Source organism: Flavobacterium sp. XS2P24 (assembly GCF_030010285.1).
GTDB classification, from domain to species: domain Bacteria; phylum Bacteroidota; class Bacteroidia; order Flavobacteriales; family Flavobacteriaceae; genus Flavobacterium; species Flavobacterium algoritolerans.
On sequence record NZ_JASCRU010000004.1, the window covers coordinates 180,335 to 199,891 of the forward strand.

The 19,557-nt window shown below is 31.3% G+C and carries 16 protein-coding genes; all 16 read right to left on the reverse strand.

The window, feature by feature from the left end:
* Positions 1–317 precede the first annotated feature (317 nt).
* Complete coding sequence (locus QLS31_RS05255; protein WP_282743010.1) at positions 318–2,693, reverse strand: polysaccharide biosynthesis tyrosine autokinase; 2,376 nt, start codon at positions 2,691–2,693, stop codon at positions 318–320.
* 9 nt (positions 2,694–2,702) lie between these two features.
* The gene (locus QLS31_RS05260; protein ID WP_282743011.1) at positions 2,703–3,497 is read right to left on the reverse strand and encodes a polysaccharide biosynthesis/export family protein; all 795 of its coding nucleotides are present in this window, start codon (positions 3,495–3,497) and stop codon (positions 2,703–2,705) included.
* Between the two features lie 341 nt (positions 3,498–3,838).
* Positions 3,839–5,257 (reverse strand): undecaprenyl-phosphate glucose phosphotransferase, encoded by a 1,419-nt coding sequence (locus QLS31_RS05265; RefSeq protein WP_282743012.1) that lies wholly within the window; start codon positions 5,255–5,257, stop codon positions 3,839–3,841.
* Between the two features lie 117 nt (positions 5,258–5,374).
* Positions 5,375–6,565 carry a hypothetical protein gene (locus tag QLS31_RS05270; RefSeq protein ID WP_282743013.1) on the reverse strand — a complete coding sequence of 397 codons (1,191 nt, stop codon included), beginning with the start codon at positions 6,563–6,565 and terminating at the stop codon, positions 5,375–5,377.
* 2 nt (positions 6,566–6,567) lie between these two features.
* Entirely contained in the window at positions 6,568–7,305 is a 738-nt protein-coding gene (locus tag QLS31_RS05275) for a WecB/TagA/CpsF family glycosyltransferase (protein ID WP_282743014.1), read from the reverse strand.
* On the reverse strand, positions 7,298–8,452 hold the full coding sequence (locus QLS31_RS05280; RefSeq protein WP_282743015.1) for a glycosyltransferase: 1,155 nt from the start codon (positions 8,450–8,452) through the stop codon (positions 7,298–7,300). Before QLS31_RS05280 ends, QLS31_RS05275 begins: the two co-directional genes overlap by 8 nt.
* Before the next feature lie 8 nt (positions 8,453–8,460).
* Positions 8,461–9,363 (reverse strand): sugar transferase, encoded by a 903-nt coding sequence (locus QLS31_RS05285; RefSeq protein WP_282743016.1) that lies wholly within the window; start codon positions 9,361–9,363, stop codon positions 8,461–8,463.
* A gap of 386 nt (positions 9,364–9,749) precedes the next feature.
* Positions 9,750–10,940, reverse strand: a complete 1,191-nt coding sequence (locus tag QLS31_RS05290) for a glycosyltransferase (RefSeq protein ID WP_282743017.1) — start codon at positions 10,938–10,940, stop codon at positions 9,750–9,752.
* A 130-nt stretch (positions 10,941–11,070) separates the two neighbouring features.
* Positions 11,071–12,072 (reverse strand): hypothetical protein, encoded by a 1,002-nt coding sequence (locus tag QLS31_RS05295; RefSeq protein ID WP_282743018.1) that lies wholly within the window; start codon positions 12,070–12,072, stop codon positions 11,071–11,073.
* 271 nt (positions 12,073–12,343) lie between these two features.
* Positions 12,344–13,234: a glycosyltransferase family 2 protein gene (locus tag QLS31_RS05300; RefSeq protein ID WP_282743019.1), complete on the reverse strand. Its 891-nt coding sequence runs from the start codon at positions 13,232–13,234 to the stop codon at positions 12,344–12,346.
* Positions 13,231–14,385: an NAD-dependent epimerase/dehydratase family protein gene (locus tag QLS31_RS05305; protein WP_282743020.1), complete on the reverse strand. Its 1,155-nt coding sequence runs from the start codon at positions 14,383–14,385 to the stop codon at positions 13,231–13,233. The genes QLS31_RS05300 and QLS31_RS05305 overlap by 4 nt, the downstream gene beginning before the upstream one ends.
* Complete coding sequence (locus QLS31_RS05310; protein WP_282743021.1) at positions 14,372–15,016, reverse strand: acyltransferase; 645 nt, start codon at positions 15,014–15,016, stop codon at positions 14,372–14,374. The genes QLS31_RS05305 and QLS31_RS05310 overlap by 14 nt, the downstream gene beginning before the upstream one ends.
* Positions 15,009–15,701 carry a CatB-related O-acetyltransferase gene (locus tag QLS31_RS05315; protein WP_282743022.1) on the reverse strand — a complete coding sequence of 231 codons (693 nt, stop codon included), beginning with the start codon at positions 15,699–15,701 and terminating at the stop codon, positions 15,009–15,011. Before QLS31_RS05315 ends, QLS31_RS05310 begins: the two co-directional genes overlap by 8 nt.
* Entirely contained in the window at positions 15,701–17,194 is a 1,494-nt protein-coding gene (locus tag QLS31_RS05320) for an oligosaccharide flippase family protein (RefSeq protein WP_282743023.1), read from the reverse strand. The genes QLS31_RS05315 and QLS31_RS05320 overlap by 1 nt, the downstream gene beginning before the upstream one ends.
* Before the next feature lie 155 nt (positions 17,195–17,349).
* Positions 17,350–18,063 carry a hypothetical protein gene (locus QLS31_RS05325; RefSeq protein ID WP_282743024.1) on the reverse strand — a complete coding sequence of 238 codons (714 nt, stop codon included), beginning with the start codon at positions 18,061–18,063 and terminating at the stop codon, positions 17,350–17,352.
* Positions 18,064–18,409: 346 nt separating this feature from the next.
* Positions 18,410–19,507 carry a GDP-mannose 4,6-dehydratase gene (gene gmd / locus QLS31_RS05330; protein WP_282743025.1) on the reverse strand — a complete coding sequence of 366 codons (1,098 nt, stop codon included), beginning with the start codon at positions 19,505–19,507 and terminating at the stop codon, positions 18,410–18,412.
* Positions 19,508–19,557 lie beyond the last annotated feature (50 nt).

Consider the following 19,557-nt stretch of genomic DNA (forward strand, 5'->3'; position numbering starts at 1 on the left):
ATGAAGACTCCGCACGGCTACGCAATAGTAAGCCACATAAAAAGGCATACTCTATTTTAATTTTTACAAAGCTAGAGTAAAATTATAGGAAAATCTATAGTTTCAGTAGGAAATATAAATCAAAAAAGTCATTTGATTGATTTATACTAAAGTACAGGACGACAGTCTTACTATTCTTTTGCGAAAGTAAGAACAATAGTTTTTAAATGGCAAAAATCAGTAAATTCCATAAGGAATAATGACATTAAATAGAAAAAAGTTTACAAAATAAAAATATCAAGTAAACTTTTTTCTGTTTAATTCAAAAACTTGTTATGCTATAACTTCAATATTTTTTTATACCAAGGTTCTTCTTCTACTTTTACACCGTAACCATATCCATATCCATATCCCTTTGTTGAATCGGTATCATTAAGCAGCAAACACATGTTAGGCAATTTTTGCTCTTTATACAATGTATTTGGAATAGTAAGCATACGCTTTTCTAAAAAATTAGCACGAGCTACATAAATAAAACAATCCGCATGTTTCGCAATTAATAAGGTATCGGTAACCAAACTCACAGGAGCAGTATCCACAATAATATAATCATACTGACTTTTTAAAATATCAAAAAGAGTATCTACTTTCTTATTCATTAATAATTCTGCAGGATTCGGTGGGATTACACCTGCAGGTAAAACATAAAAATCTTCAAATCCGTCGTATTTTACAATTAAATCATCCAGTACTAAATCTTTAGAAGACAAATAGTTCGTAACACCGCGATCTGGCAAATTGAGATACTCATCCAATCTGGGATTCCTGATATCCATTCCTATCAACAATACCTTTTTACCCGACAAGGCAAACGTAGCTGCAAGATTAGCTGACACAAAGGTTTTCCCTTCTTTAGGAAAAGTAGAGGTTAAAAAAATAGTTTTAGCCAATCCTTCAGGAACCTTACTAACCATAAACTCAAGATTCGTCCTAATAATTCGCAAAGCTTCTGCTGAACTCGTTCTGCTCTCTGACCTCATTATCTGTGATGGATTATCAGAGGTAGGCACATCCCCTATAAAAGGAATTAATGTTTTTCCATCCAGATCCAAACGACTTTTTATTTTGGTATCCAATAAATCTTTAGTATATATTATGCCAAACGGAACAAGTATTCCTAACAATAAGCCTGCTAAATAAATAATATTTTTTTTAGGGGAAACAGGTGCTCTACCGGCCTTTGCCACATCGATTACTCTGGCATTAGGTTCAGTGGCCGACAAAGAAATAGCAGTCTCTTCTCTTTTTTGCAATAAATACAAATACAGTTCTTCTTTGACCTTTTGCTGCCTGGCAATGACTCTAAACTGACGCTCCTGAATAGGAATTTTTCCAATTTTAGCATTTAAAATACCCTCATTACTTTGCAAATCTCTTTTTTGAATGCTTAAAGTAGATTTCAGTCTTTGTAAACTGGCGCCTACTGTAGATTTCAGCGACGCTATTTGCTGATCCAGTTTAACTACCGATGGATTAGCAGTAGTAGCTGATTTCAAAATCCGGTTTCTATCTAAAACCAATTGATTATAGGAACTGATTAAGCCCGAAGCATCACCATCAGTGGAAATCACGTTACTGGGCAACAAGTCTGAATTAGTACTTCTTTTCATGTAGTCTAGCATAGAAGCCACTACATTCAGCTGAATTTCAGTTTCAACTCCTTTTTTATCATACTCACTGGAACCCTCTATAAAAAGCCTGGCTTCTGTCTCTATATCGGTCAGATTATTCGATTTTTTAAAACTTTCTACATCTTGCTCAACCCCATCTAATTCTTGGGTGATTAACGTCAATCGATCGGCAATAAATTTTGAAGTGTTTTCTGAAATAAAATTTTTATCAGCTGCAGCAGCTTCATTGTAAATCTGTATTAAATTATCCAAGAAGACCTCTGCTTTTTTTACTACGGGATCAGTAATAGAAACGGCAACCACACTGCTTGTTTTACTGATTGGTTCCACTTTTAATCTATTTCTAAAACTCTCAACAACATCTCCAAGAGGACTTATAAGGATCCTAATCGATTCATAATCTCTTATAATAACTGAACTATCATATTTACTTTTACTAATAATTAAATCCCCATATTTGGTTAGGACTAAATCACCATATCGAAATACTGTTTTATTACTTAATAATACCTTAGATTTTTCATTCTTTGTTTGATTTTCCAATTTAAAAGTATTGGATGTTACTTCAATAAATTTAAAATCCATTTTATTTTCATAAAATTGATTTGTCTTGTCTACAAAATAAACTTCAATTGGGGCTTCTCCATAGATTTCTCTATCTACCACCTTTCCACTAATAAAAAAGGCAATGTTAAGATTCAGCTTTTTAATGGTAGTTTCTACTAATTTTCTAGATTTTAAAATTTCAATCTCATTATCTACATTACTTTTAAGACCACCACCCATTCCCAAATCAGCAAAAGCAGACAATTCAGAAAGCATTCCTCCTTTTTTCTCATCTTTTACCAATATAGTGGTTGAAGCCTGATATTGCGGTATCGTGTAGCGTAAATACAAAAAAGCCAATACCAAACTGACACAGATACCAACTACAAACCATTTCCAGAATATGGAGTATTTATTTAAAAATTCTTTAAGTTGAAAATCATTTTCAAAATCTTCTTCAAAGTGGTTATTTTCCATGAAATATATTTATTTTGTAGTAGTAATTAGTAAGGTAATTAAAGTAATTAATAATGATGAAATAGAAATAATCACTCCTGTATTTGGACCTATGGCAGCTCCATTTACCTTATTTTTATTAGGCTCCACATAAATCACGTCGTTTTGTGCTAAATAATAAAAAGGAGAGTTAATAAAATCCGATTTAGTAATATCAACCCTGTTGTACGATTTTACGCCATCTATTTCTCTTATGACCAAAATATTATTTCTTTTACCATAAATCGTCAAGTCCTTGGCCATTGTTAAAGCCTCTATCAAAGTAATTCTTTCAGAATTCACATTGTAAGTTCCTGGCAAGGTAACTTCTCCTTGTACTGAAACCTTAAAATTCATGACACGAAGATTAATAATAGGGTTTTTTATGTACACAGATATTTTGTCTTTAAACATCTTAAGCACCTCGGAACGAGTTAATCCGCTTACTTTCAATTTGCCTAAAATTGGAAACTCTATACTACCACTGGCATCTACCAAATACAATTGCATCGTTTGCTGTCCGGTTGCTGCATCTAATTTAGTAGAATTAGGTGTTACTATTGACATTAAGTTAAATGGCATAGCAATCTCTGGGTCTTCTGCAGAAACAATAATCATCAATAAATCATCTGGTTGAATTTTAATTTCATAAGAATTCGACTTCTCCTGAGAGGTTGAACCATCTATATCCTGATAATAAACGACATCGGTTCTGGAGGCGCAAGAGAAAAATAATAAGATAAAAAACAATGGAATTGTTTTTTGTAGTAAAGACAAATATTTCATAAGGTACTATTTATTGTTTTTTTTAAGGTCAGATGTAACTACTTGTCCTGTTAGCAACAGTCCAAATCACATAAAATTATTTGTAATTACTACAAATGCATTCTTAAACTCATTTCACATGACTTTAATTTTTAAAAGGTGCAAATATAAGGATTATCTTTCGGATTAGGGTTTAAACAAAAAAGCTAATTTAAATTACTTAAAACCTAGTAGTGCACTATTTATTTTGTTCAGTAAAATAGTTTTTGAATTTGAATAGAAATACATTATCACCCTATTCTAATTAACTTCTAAATTACTAATTACTATTTACTGACAATACTAATCCCTGAAAACTAAAACTAATACGCGTTCTTCTCTCCTTGAAATACATTAAAAACAGTTCGAAAAATAATTTTCAAATCCAATATCAAGCTCCAGTTTTCAATATACCAGATATCATAATCGACCCTATCCTTCATATCCAGCAGTTCCTTTGTTTCGCCTCGAAAACCATTGACTTGTGCCCACCCAGTAATTCCGGGTTTAGCATAATGACGCACCAGGTAGTTGTTTATCAGTTCAGAATATTGTTCAGTATGCATTAACATATGCGGACGTGGGCCAACCACAGACATATTTCCCCAAAAGACATTTAGAAACTGAGGCAGTTCATCCATATTAGTCCTGCGCAGAAACGCTCCTATTTTAGTTACTCGTTTATCCCCTAAAGTAGCCTGCACTTTGTCCGCTGAAGCATTCACCTGCATAGTTCTAAATTTCAAACATCCAAATGCTATATTATCCCGTCCGGAACGTTCTTGTCTAAAAAAAACAGGACCTGAAGAATCTAGTTTGATTAAAATAATCAAAATGGGAAAAAGCCAAGGAAAAATTAATACAATGACAAGGAAGGAAAAACAAATATCAAACGCTTTCTTTAACAGAAGATTAGAAGTAATCTCTAACGGCTCCTTCCTGAGCATCAAAACTGGAGTATTTTCGTAAAAGCTGATTTCAACCCTACGAGATTTCGTATATAGCTGAAAATCAGGTATAAACTTAATTCGCACCATATAGCGTTCACAGAGTTCCGTCAGATAATTAATCGTTTTAATGCTGTCAATATGGAGTGCAATATACATTTCATCCACATTTTCAGTGCTGATATAATCTTGAATAGCATCAAATCCTCCTAATAGTGGGGAGGGTATAAAAGCAAAAGGATCTACTTTATCATCAAAAAAACCCAATACACGATACCCATAAGTAAGATCTTTGGATAAAATTTTACGCATATGTTCTCCGGTATCATTAGCTCCTATTATAATAACATTTTTAAAATTGTATCCTTGAGCCCGAATGTATTTTAAGAGTTTCATAAATACAACTCGGGATACAAATAGGAAAACAAAAAATATCAAATAAAAACTTAGTAAACGCAAGCGAGAAATATCAGAAAATTTCAAAATAACGATAAGCATAACTATTAAAGCGGCATGAATCAGGATCATTCGAACGGCACGCATCAATATAGATTCAATTCTTTCAATACGCACTATTCGATAAGAATCCCTGTAAAGCAACAAGACAACCCAAAAAACATTGGACAATAAAGAAATGGTTCGTACTTCTTTCAAATCCAACCGATCCAAATTATCATATAGAGTTAATAACGAAAAAATAATCGCTAGATTTAACAATACGATGTCCCACACAAGAAAACAAAGTTTAAAATAACGAGAAAAACGGTAAGCAGCTAGTTTCTGTAAAAGTGACATATATGGATTAACGAATTTAATTTGTTTGTTTATTGTTAAATAAATATTTACTATCTAATTAACTCTCCTGAAATCATTTATTTATTTTAAAAGTCAAAAGTTTAATCGGTTAATTTTTTAACTAATATTTATTAAGAATTCATCGTAAAAAACTTGCCAGTTATTTGCAACTTGGGCACGCCATAACTGAATTTTTATCCTTTTATTCTGACGATCATATGTTGGTACAAATCCACTTTTATAAGTTCCGATTGAATTGCAAATTGGCTTATTATTAAATGAAAAATTCTTCCCATCCAGCGAATAGCCCATAAACAAAGCCCCATTAGCTCCATACTGACCATTATCAGTTGTAGTAACAAGCATTAACCATACATTCCCTATTTTTTGAACATCAGTATGCCAAGGCTCTTGTTTGATACCCCATGGCCTTCCCTCAATATTAATTAAATCATAACCCTTATTTCTGTCTATTGTAAAACCAAGTTCATTCTCACTAACTGCCCTACGTATACAGTATTGAGTATAATAACTACCTGATAAGGCTTCGCTTACACAAACGCCATAACAATAATATTTTTTTTCATTTTTCACAATTGATGGTGCTATAACATCAATACCACTGGACCAGCTCGCCACCAACTCTTTAGGGGTCCAATTGACCCCATCAGAACTCTTTTTAACCATAAGAGCTCTACTATTTAATCCGTTTATACTTATTCCGTTATCTCTCCAATAACAATATAAAGAACCATCGTTGAACATCAAATTCACATCCGAACTATAGGCCAACCCTATTGGAGAGTAGTTTATTGGATTGACAATATTAATCGGTTCATTCCATGTAATTCCATCATTAGAGCAAAATATATGAGGATTTTCATATTGTGGATCACTGTTAGGATAGGGTGTGATTGCACACCAATAATGATAACCATTCCAGGCAGTTTCAAAATATAAAACAGATGGATGTGTCCATCCTGAATTAGTTAATGAAATTTTATTGCGGGTGTTGCCATTCACAACTACATCCCCAACAGCAATAGATGGAAAACCTAGAGGTTGATTTGATGGTATAAAATAAATACTTTTTAAATCGAGTAATTTAATAGAGTCTATTACAGGCCCAAGATCTACAGGCTTATTTCCTATTGATTCATTAGATTTTGGGATAACTAAACCAGGTTTCGAATAATCTGTCTTTACATTTTCGGTTTCACAATTAACTAATGTAAACACCGTAAATAATAGTAAACTTGATGACAGGAGTTTATAAATATTTTTTTTTGAAATAGTAAAGTTTGGCATTGTTAAATAAAGGATTTAATTTTTTGAAGAATAATTGATTTAACAAATAATGGACCATAATATAAATAACGTTTCCACATACGCTTAGGTTCATTACAAAGACGAATAAACCATTCTAATCTAAGGTTAATCCACATTTGGTTAGGTCGTTTTACCGTTCCAGCATAAAAATCAAAAACGGCACCTATGGAACAAATGATTTTGGCATCGAGTTCTGCTTTATGCTGAAAAACCCATTTCTCTTGTTTGGGTGCGGTCATACCTACAAATAAAACATCGGGTTTAAAAACCTTCACTGCCGCTATCATTTCTTTACTATCTTCATCCGAAAACTCCGATTTATAGTGAGGGGAAAAAGTGTCCACTTTGATATTGGGGAATTCTAAAGAAAGACGTGTGGTGATTTTATCCAAAACTGTTACAGATGAACCCAAATAGAAACAACTACCTTCTTTTTTATTCAAATCATCCAAAAGATAATGATGGATATCTGCTCCTGCAATTTTTTTAACTTGTTGATTTTTCAATAGTAGTATCGCAGCGACTATACCAACACCATCAGGTAATAAAATATCCGATTCCTGTAACGCTTTTTTAAATATTAAGTCTTTTTTGGCTATACAATAAGAATATTGATTGATGGTATTAATAATGGTTTTTTTCTCCGTAATACAATCAGAAATAGCCCCACTATAAATGGAATAACCCAGTAATGAAACTGTAGAATTGAGTTTAGTCATTATTATTTTTTAAAACTGTATTATAAATAGTATCAAAATACCTCAATTGCAATTCAGGAGAATAGGCAGTTTGATAGTTGTCAAAAGCATTTTTCCCCATTTGTTTTTTCTCGGAAAGAGAAAGCCTATCGAATTTGAGAATAGTTCCTTTTAAATCATTCACATTTCCAGATTCAAATAAAAACCCGTTTGATTCATTTAAAATCATTGATGTCATTGCTCCCAAATTAGAGGCTATAACTGGAGTCCCTGTTGAAAATGCTTCCAATATAGTCATCGGCATTCCTTCATAACAAACAGAAGGAGAAATTAAAGCCTGTGTTTTTTGCAGCTCATCAGTAACTTCTAAATTGCTTAAATTACCCAAATAAGTGATGTTTGAAAATTGATTAGTTGCGTTTATAACCTGTTCCTTAAATGGCCCATCTCCACCAATCTTTAAAACAAAAGGCGATTCCTTAAAAGCTGCCAATAAAGTTGCAATGCCCTTCTCCTCGGATAACCTGCCAATGAACAGAAAATGTTTTTCTCGCTCATTTTCCGAAAGTATTATGGGTACACGTGTAAAGTTTGGTTTGACGGCAAATCGGTTACTTAAAATCCCGAAATTGGATTGTTGGAAAATCATGACAGAAAACGGGGTTAAACAGATGTAAGAATCTATTTTTTTCCAAGTACCTATTTGTTTATGAAACCAAACCACAAAAGCTAGCCAGAACGTTTGCATTGCTGAAGAACGATAGACTTTTAGACGCACCGCTGACCAAGGAAACCGTTGCTGCAAACTGTCTGTAAACAATTGCCCTTTGTGTAAAAGAATGGCAGAGGGACATAATAAGCGGTAATTATGAACCGTATGTACTATTGGAATTCCCAATCCATGAATCATTCTAAAAAGTAAAGGTCCCGTAGCAAAATGCCAATTGTGTACATGAACCACATCAGGTTGAAATTCTTTAATTTTTTGCTGTATTTTTTTAGCAACACTTCTATTCCAAATCGCACTTAAAAACTGCAAAGCTCCTTTATAACCACCTTGGTTTTGAAAATATAAAACTTCCACTGTATACTGCTGCTTTAATAATTCCAATTGCTGTTCTACTACAGCGTCTTCACCTCCATGCAGTTGGTAAAGGGTATGAATCAAAAGAATTTTCAATTTTTGAAAAATAAATTAATAATTTTATATTTTATCCTGGCCTTAATTGAAAATGGCCTTGTAAATTGTTCAATCATTTTTGGATTTAAATCAAATTTTCTAGAAAACAAAAAGGAAGTCTTTTCTGTACAATCTAAAGTGGTAGTATACCTATTGAATCTTTCTTTAGTATTACTTGCATCAGGAGAATTAAAACCAATGTTCTCAATCTTTGAGATTAAGGGGTGGACTGATACTAAATTATATTTAAATTGATGATAACACCAGCGAATTGCCCACGAATTAATTTTTCCTTGCATTTGGCGGTCTAACATTTGTGACATATCTGAGCCCATTTTATTAAAATTACACCGTAAAGATTTATTATTTTTAAATACAGCATAATCTTTAACCTCCCAATCAATTTTAGACCAACGGTCTTTCCATGTCGCCCAACCCCAGCTGGAAGAACGTAAAGTGAAATAAACATCCGATTCAGATACATCACCATGAATAGGAATACTATATCCCGCAATCGAAAATACCTTATCATTATTTTTGTAAAAAAGCAGCGCTTGGTTCATATAGCTTAAAAAATTAGAACTGCTAACCAAATCATCTTCCAAAACAATAACCGTTTCGTGAATTTTTAAAATTTCACTAACTCCTTCTATAATGGAATTAGCCAAGCCTTTATTCAACTGAGATTCATAAATCGTAACAGTTTCAAAACCAGTAATTGATTTTATGTAATTTCTTACATTGTTAACAGCTTCTACATCTTGCTCCCCTCTAGCCGCATCCGAAAAAATAAACAGATTAGATCTATCTGCAAGATAATTTTTTTGAAGTGTCTCCACCGTTTGTATTAAAGTATCTAGACGTTTGTATGTGAAGAGAACTATTGGAGATAGTTTCATATATTTATTTTAGTTAACAATCAATATTGCTAATTTATCCATTAGATTTTAATTTTCACAAAGAAGGCTTATCCCTTACATGAAATCGTAAAATAATTTAAATAAGCGACGAAAAACCCGTTATGCCTTTTGTAAAAAACAAAAAACTAAGATGGATGACAACCACTAAATGCTGAATATAAATTTTTCATCCAGGCTTTCAAACTTGACGATTTCGAACGCCAGCATGGATCTTAGGTATGACCTTCACAAAACCCAATAAAAATTGGGGCAATATGAATCTTAATGCCCAATCCTCTATTTTTAGCAAGAACTCTTTTGTCAAAATTTCTAATATATTTAAATTCATTTTAATATACAATAAATTAAATTAACAGTAAAATTATTTAAAACAAAAAACATATTATTATAAAACTATGATTATAATTTACTATTTCTTTGATACGGTTTACTCCTGATTCAAAAGAAAAAAAGGATTGATATAAGTTTTGTATACCATTATCACTATATTTTCCTTGATAAAAATGAGCCATGAGTTTATCCAATGAAATTAAGAACGATTTCTCATCATAATATTCAAAAAGATATTCTGCTTCTTTAAATTCATCATAGCCCCTAGCAGAAACCTCATGAGTTAGTATTGGCAAGCCTTGCTTTAAACCATCCATTATTCGAAGTTTTAGCCCCCCTCCTAAAAAAACAGGACATATATAAACATCTGCAGTATCAATAATTTCTTGAATGTTATCAGGGTCAGGTATTAGAGTTATTTTCGGTTGTTTCAAACATTTCTTTATTATTTCATTTGAAGGATTACGCCCTGTAATTGTCAAAACACTATGAGGAATTTTTTTAAGCAATAATGGATACATATTTTCTAAAAAATTCAATAAAGAAATTTCAGTTTGTTTAGAAGACAAATTACCACTAATTACAAAATGAATTCGCTTTGTCAAATCTTTTTTAATAATTCTCTCTTTAATTTTTGAAATATAGGATTTAGATTCAAAACAGCCTATATATGCTATATTTATATTGATATGATTAGCATAATGTTCTTTTAATAAAACAGCGTCTTGTTTAGTTATGGTCAAATTTAAATTACTTTCTAACAATGCGTCTCTTTCAGCTTTTTCCATATAGTATATAAAGGGTATTCTCCACAAAATATTAGGTTTTGACCCTTTATAATATTCCATTTCGAAATTGTGATGTATTGTAATTACTTTTTTGTTCATCTGTTTAACTTTTTCAATTAAACGAAATGAACAACGACTATTATCAAAAACTACTATATCTGGATTAAATTCTTTGACTTGTTCAATAACCTCATTTGAATAGCGATGTATATCTCCTGTATAAATAGCTAAAGCCTTTTTAATCTTACTCCTTTTATCCTTAACCCCTTTTAAAATACATTTTTTATCAATATGATCAGTAATTGAAACATCTCTATCTGGAAACATCAACATGCAAGAATCAGCAAGCTTACAAAAGGCATTAATATATGCCCTAGAAGCAAAACTACCACCACTATTTGCATCAAGATAATGGAGAGTGATAATTAAAATTTTCATATTTGTTTCGTATGTTATGCTTAAAAAATTAAAAAGAAGAAAACCATCATAGCATTAATAAAACAATCATCTTTCTTTACTGAAAAATTACACATCAACAATCTGTATTTTCATGCTTTTAATTAAATACCTACTGATTTTTTTTACTACTTTTAGTTGTTTGTTTGTTTGTAACTTCATAATAACAATATAGATAAATAAATATTACAAAGAAAAATAAGCCCGGATTTCTCCAAAAATGGAAAATAGTCGGCACAAATAAAATATGAAAACTAATAAACTTTAAATAAAGTGGAAAATAGCTGTTCTTTATTATCTTAACGACCATAATATAAATTACTATTAACGGAATTATTCCGTAAGTTGCCCACATACCTATCATACCTATATCACTTGCATAAATTCCTATTGTGAAATTTGACCACATCAAATTTCCTAAAGCTGAATTACCACCACTTGGAAATCCATTTCCAAAAATATAACAAAACCAATTAGGCGAATACTCAAATGAATAATACCACAGCGATTTCCACCTATTATACTCTAGATTACTCAATTCATTTTGTGAATCATATAGCAAAGCTTCCAAAATAGGAAGTGTATAGATTAGTAAACCCAAAACAAATAGTGAAATAATAAAAACTAAACCCAGTTTATATTTGGAGTTGAACTTTAAAATAGAGTAGCCAAAAACAGGAAGAGCAACCAATAGCATACTCCGGTTTTGATATAAAATAAGGAATAATAAAAGCAAAGAAACCTCTAGAAAGGTTTTTAATGAAAATTTTTTAATATATTCTGCTATCTTAAAATATAAATAAAGAACAATGTAATAAATTCCGTGAACATAATAATTTCTATCAATATCGAAACTATCTTGTGCGTCTCTTTGTTCAATCTTATTTTCATCTAAGAACACTAAATTTTGGTCAAAATGGTAAAAAATCCAAACAAGTATTGTACCAATCGAAATCCATTTTAATGCTTTAATAATATCTTTTTCTGTTGGCTGAGCATACAATATTGCTGGTAATATAATAAACGAAAATACATATCTTTGAGCAATAAATGTAGTTAAAAATTCTTGTCCCCAAGTAAAGTAGGCAGATAACATCGAAATAAAAACTCCCAAAAATATCCAATATGAATATTTTTTATACTGAAATGAGTATAAGGTTTTAATTTTCTTATTGTATCTAAAAAAATGAAAACTACATAAAGCCCAAACAATTGTTAGAATCAAGATTGCATCAAAATTCAAAAAGTTAATAATGTATGAAATCTGCCAAAATTCAACTGATAACAATAAGCAAATGAATATATATATATATTTTCTCAAGTGAGAATGTTTTTACGTTGTTTTAAATTTTTTTAATAACAATAATTCTATTTATGAAAATTAATTAGTCCTTTTTCAATGACAATTTAAAACCATCCATAAAACCACGAATTCCTTCCTTCCACAAGGAAAATTTCCATTTAAAAATATGTTTGAAGAAATGTTCAGATATATTAAACATAATGACATAATATCCATAAAAAAAAGGATAATTCTTAAGTGAAAAATAAATAAGATTGCGACACATATAGTAAATCTTAAATTTACTCAATTTCCCTGTTGAAGTACTCTCGTTATGATGAACTAATGACTCTGGAATATACCAAAGTGATTCTTTTTGTTTAATTGCTCTATAAACAAAATCAGTGTCATCCCAATAAACAAAATATTTCTCATCCATTAAACCCACCTTAATAAACACTTCTTTTTTAATAAGCATAAAACAAGTTGGGGCATAACTTATAGACCTCCTTTTGTCATACTGCCCATAATCAGTTTCTAAACTACCCGTGTGCATAACACACCCGCGATGTTTAATGAAACGTCCACCGGCCGTCCAAATCTTATTTGTCCCATAAAAATAGATTTTGGGTACGACCATATTTGTTTTTTGAGTAATCATCCCATCTAACAAAGCTTCAATTGTGTTTGGTTCCAAAGTCACATCGTTATTGGATAAAAGAATCATATCACAATCGTCATCCATTGCTTTAACAATACCAATGTTATTCCCTTTTGCAACTCCATAATTCTCCTCATTGGCAATAACAACAGTTTTGAAAGAACAGGTTGCTGCTAGTATTTTGCTCAAAGCCAACGAATTATCTGGCGATTTATTATCTATGACATAAAGGATGAAGTTCTGGAAACTTTGTTCGTTAAGTGAAGCAAAAAATTCATTCAGTACTGTCTCACTATTATATAAAACGGTAACAATTCCTATTTTTGGATTCATTTATAAAGTCCTTTTTTCTTCATTTCTTGAATGGAGTGTTCATATTTATCCTCTGTAATAGTTTGCAAGTTTACCCATTGGGTAAAAGCAGAAATGCCCTTTTCGAAAGTCCATATAGGTTCAAACCCCAATTGTTGACGAATTTTGGTAATATCAGCAAAATTATGACGAATATCTCCTAAACGATAATTTCCGGAAATAATAAGATTAATATCTATACCATAATTTTTACAAAGTAATTGTGCCACAGCAAGCACATTTGTAGCTTCGCCGGTTCCAACGTTATAAACCTGACCATTAGCCTCATCGTTTTCAAGACCAAGAATAGTGGCATTAACTACATCGTCTATATACACAAAATCTCGGGTTTCTTTACCATCTTCAAATATATTGATGTCATTCCCATTTTTGATTCGAGTTGAAAAGATTGAGAGAATTCCAGTATAAGGATTTGTAAGTGATTGTCCAGGACCATAAACATTTTGATAACGATACCCTACGGCTGCTATGCCAATCGATTTGCAAACTGTAAGTACCATCTGCTCCTGATTTTGTTTAGTAATACCATAAACCGAAGTTGGATGTATTTTGCTATCTTCTGTGGTAGGAAGCAATTCCAATTTTTCACAACAAATCGGGCATTTACAATCAAAATCACCTTTTGACATTTCACTGTCAAGCCTTTCGACTGGAAAAACTGTACCGTGATCAGGGCATTGATATTTCCCTTCACCATAAATAGCACGTGAAGAAGCTATTATAACTTTTTTTATAGAATGTTCTGTATTGGCAAGAATATCAAGGAAAATGGCTGTACCTCCAATGTTGACATCTACATATTTTTGCACTTGATACATCGATTGCCCAGTTCCAGTTTCTGCTGCCAAATGTATAACCACATCTTGATCTTTCAACGCTTTTTGCCAATCCTCATTTGAAGTAACAGTTCCCTCAATAAAATTCACTTTTCCTTTGATGGATTGAAAAAGTGGAGAGCTGAATTCTGGATTCTCTCCATGTATTTGTGGTGAAAGGTTGTCGAGTACCGTTATTTTATATCCTTTTTTGATAAGTTGTAATGCCATATTAGATCCTATAAATCCAGCACCTCCAGTAATTAAAATATTCCTCATTTTTTTATAAAATTCCATTTAAATCTGTTTTAAGCCATGCTTTTTCTTCGAATGAATACCTTTTGATAATTTTAGCAGGTGTGCCAACTATAACAGAATAATCAGGATATGAACCACTAACCACACTATTAGCTCCTATTGTACAATGTTTTCCAATAGTTGTACCTGGTAAAATTACTACATTATTATAAATTTTACAGTTTTCTCCGATAATCACTTCTCTTGTTTGTATTGCCTGTTTTTCAATTGGAATGTGAATGTCATCGTAAGGATGATGTATGTCTGTAATAGTAACATTTGCTGCAATTGCTGTGTTTTTTCCAATTTCTATTCTTGTTGCACAGGTTAAATGCAAATTTTGTTGAACCGAAACTTGATCATAAAAAATAATAATAGGATTAAAACATACCCCACCATATCTTTTAACACCCTCAATCCTACAATTTTTATAGATATAAACGTGATTGTGTAAAATGATATTCTCAGGTGTTAAATATAAAGGAGATACAATAAGATTACCTTTTCCACATTCTCTTAAAAACCTACAATACCACAATTTTGATTTCAAAAATATCCACTTTTTTTTAAGAACTTGATTTTTTTGAAATAAATCTTTATTTTGTCGAAAAAAATTAGACATTTTACTCATCAGAATTTAATTTAATGAATTCTTTGATATTTAAAAATAAAACTGAATTAGCTTTTATCCATTCAAAACTTTTATCCCACCATTTTATTTTGAGTAAAAATAAAATCTCATTTTCTTCAAATCGGTTTCTTATGAATTTAGCAGGAACCCCTCCAACAATAGTATATGGTTTTACATTTGAGCTTACTACTGAGTTGGCTGCAATTATAGCACCGTCTCCTATTGTAACTCCATCTGTAATCACGACATTGGCACAAATCCAAACATCATTTCCAATTGTTACTTGTCTATTTGGATTGTGATAATCTTTATCAAAAAAGTTCCTTAAACAATATGATGGATTTGAAAATAAAGCAGGGTGTGAACTAACAAAAGTACTTGTTGGATGCTTTCCAGGTGCAACTCTAACATTTGGTCCGATAGAGCAAAATTTGCCTATGTTTGCTTCTAAAACAATTGAGTTATCAGAAACATATGAAAAATCCCCTAAGACAACATTGTTCAAAACAACCCTTTTACTAGTCCAATTATATTTCCCAAAGGTAACATTATTTAGTATGGACATATAACCAATTCTAAGGTAACTGTCTTTATATTTCCTTTGGTATTTGAACTTAGTCCTTAACCATAGAACGTATTCAAAAAGAGGGTTTTCTAAATATGATTTATCAGATAGAATTTTCATTAGAACTTTTTCTTAATATTTGTTAATAAACTATTCAAATTATCATTTTTTAATATGATAGGTATGTAAAATAAAAATAAAAGACTACAAAATCCTATTTTAGTAGAATCGTTTAAAGCGGATAAGCCAAATGAATAAAAAGATATACTGCTGCCAATTATCAATAAACTAACGATGATAAGCGTATAATCATTTTTTGTAAAGAGGCTAAAATAACTGAAAGATAATTTTCGTAGGTATTCACCAATTAGAAAAACAGATCCAAGTGAGAGTGCAATCCCCCAAGCCAAAATAATACCATATCCTCCTATCAAAGAACCAAGAAAATAACCCAAACCTAAATTTATGATTGCCATAACTAAATGTACCGAAACTAAAATTGTCAATCTACCCTCGGCTAAACAACTAAAATAAGATGGTCCGCACATAATATTGAAAATAGTGGCAATTGTCAATATATATATAGAAAAGGTAAAGTCGGTGTTCAGACTTCCAATCCAAAGAATTGAAATTAAAGGAGCAAGAAGTATTACCAAAGTAGATAAAGGCAAAGTAATAAAAAGCAACAAGCGATTCATCTTAACATAAAACTCTTGCAAGTGGGTAGGTGTTTGAGTTTTAATTTTTTCAGCAATAACAGGTATTACTACTTGATTTGCATTAACTAACAAGGCACGGAATTGGCTTATCAAACGACTTGCCATTTCATAATGTCCCAAAAAAGCCAAACCGCCAAATCGGCTCAACAACATCTTAGTGGTAGGTTCATAAAGAAGTTGTAAAAGAGATACTACTTGAAATTTTGAACCATAACTAAAAAGTTCTTTGAATGATCCTTTACTCCACCTCCAATATGAAAAACGACAATAAGGGTTAATCTTAAACATCAATATCAATGCGAAAGTCAATACGAAAACTGCCTGAATAAGTTGTGCAATTGCCATACCAAGTAGACCATAAATAGGAGTCAAAATTACCATAAAGACAAACATCAGTATTCCAGAAAAAATATAAATAAAATTTTTAAGGTAATTTTTCTGATGTCCCTCTAAAACCGAAGTAAATACCCCCGAAATCTGATTAATACAAAGACTCCCTAAAGAATAAGGAAGTATATCCAATGCCAAAGAGAGATATTGTTTATCTATTACAAAATGTAGTAAATATTGAGCCGCAAAAAGAACCAAAATACTAATTATCCCAAAGAAAAGTGAAATTGAAAGAATAGCTGTAAAAATCAGTTTACCAATTTTTAATTCTTCTTTACAAGCTAGATGGTCTGCAACAAATTTAACTAAACCTGAAGTGATTCCTAAATTAGCGAGACTAGCAATAGAAGAAAAAGAAAGTATTAAAGACCATACTCCCAATTGTTTTACACCTAATTCATTTAATAAATATTTATAGAGAAAGAAATACAAAATTCCAGTAAATGCAACTTGAATAACAGCCGATAATGCATTAATTGTTAATTTTTTCTTTGTAGAACTCATATTTTTTATAAATTATTTAAATAATATAGAGAATTGGATTGCTTTATAAATAGAATTTTGTCATGCTTATCTAGTTATCATTATCTTAATTATTTAAAATTTATTGATATTTAGAAAGCTGTGATTTACTTTAATAGTTGAAATATAATATAATTTTATTCATCATATTTAATTTCATATAGTATACAATCATCATCAGAATCCCTAAAAATATTTTCAGCTTTTATTGTTAAAGGATTTCCAGCTAAAAGAATATTATCAGGACAATTTGTATAATCTTTATTCAAAATTGAACCCGCACCAAAAGTACAATTATCAGGAGTTTTCGTCCCAGGCAAAACGACGCATTTAGCTGTAATCCAATTGTTTTCCCCAATATATATGGGAGAAAAACCTTTGCTAACAAAATTATTATTTTTATCTTTCAATCTATGAAAAGAGGTATCCATAAAGATTATATCCCAAGCTAATAAAACATTTTTTTTGAAATGTATATAATGAAAAGCGGTTAGTTTTAAACTAGCAGTGGCACTAAAGTTATTACCAAATTGAATTTTACCCTTTTCTCCTATTGATATTGCTGAAGCATTGCCAATAGAACAATTCCCATCAAAAATAACTTTCCCTCCATGATTTTCCCAAACAATTCCTGTATTCGGATATAAAGAGACTCTAAAACCACCCATTCTAATCATTCCGGGTTTAATAATTTCAGAATTTATTTCTATAATCCCCTTGCATTTCAATAGTTTTGGTCTAAATAAAAATATCGGAAGTTTTATTGCTTGACTAAAAGGCAAATAATGAAAATTAAAATAAATGGTATAAAGCCAACTTACTTTAATCAAAACAAATATTTTTTTAAGCATATTTTTGCTTTTATTAATGAACACCATCTTGTCTCTTTAGCCACAGCAATTATTAAAATAATGGGTGCTAGCATAAATATATACTTCAGAACCGATATTTTTAATTAGCATCCCTTGTAAAATTACTTTCAGATTTTTTATTTTTTTTAATAAAACTGATATTTGATTCATTATTATATATTAAAAAACTTAAGGAGTGTAATTGTATTTTCATCTTGATTTTTGAAATTGAAATTACTATTATCATCAAAGATATTCACCATTGTTTATGTATTATACTGCATATGGGCAATATATTTAAAAACAATTAACCGATTAACCAAATAAAAGATAACCGACAGCCGATTTATCTAATTCTCTTCAAAATTTCCAAATCACTCGCTACCATCTCTTTAACCAAAGCAGCTAAATCATATTGCGGTTTCCAACCCAATTGTGTTTTAGATTTGGTAGGGTCACCAATTAACAAATCTACTTCTGTTGGACGGTAATACTCCGGATCTACACGTACAACCACGGCACCTATTTCCAACTGATACAAAGGATTGCTGCAAGCAGCTACTGTGGCGATTTCACATTCTTGCTCCCCTTCAAAAGTTAATGTAACGCCTACCTCAGCAAAAGCCATGATCACGAAATCTCTAATATAAGTGGTAACACCTGTTGCGATGACATAGTCTTCAGGGATATCTTGTTGTAAAATTCTCCACATGGCTTCTACATAATCCTTAGCATGTCCCCAGTCTCTTTGAGAATTCAAGTTACCTAAGTATAAACAATCTTGCTTTCCTTTAGCAATAGCAGCTACTGCCATTGTAATTTTTCGGGTAACAAATGTTTCACCGCGTCTTGGAGATTCGTGATTAAACAAAATACCATTACAAGCAAACATATTATAGGCCTCACGGTAGTTTTTAGTAATCCAAAAACCATAAATCTTAGCCGCTCCATAAGGTGAACGTGGGTAGAAAGGTGAGTTTTCGTCATAAAAACCTGCTGCATTTTTATTCTCTGCCAATCCTCCATACAATTCAGAAGTAGAAGCCTGATACACTCTCGTTTTATTTCCTAAACCTAAAATTCTAACAGCCTCAAGAATTCTCAAGGTTCCTAATCCATCTACATTGGCAACATATTCAGGTGAATCAAAAGAAACCTTCACATGTGACATTGCACCTAAATTATAGATTTCATCTGGCTGTACTTCCTGGATGATTCTTATGATATTTGTGGAGTCAGTCAAATCTCCATAATGCAATTTAAAATTAACATGTGCTTCATGCTGGTCTTGATAGATATGATCGATACGTTGCGTATTAAAAGAAGAAGCGCGGCGTTTAACACCGTGAACCATATATCCTTTTTCTAATAATAATTCTGCCAAATAAGATCCGTCTTGACCTGTAATTCCTGTAACTAATGCTGTTTTTTGTGTAGTGCTCATATTTTTTCGTTATTCGATTTCGTTGTTCGTTGTTCGTTGTTCGTTGTTCG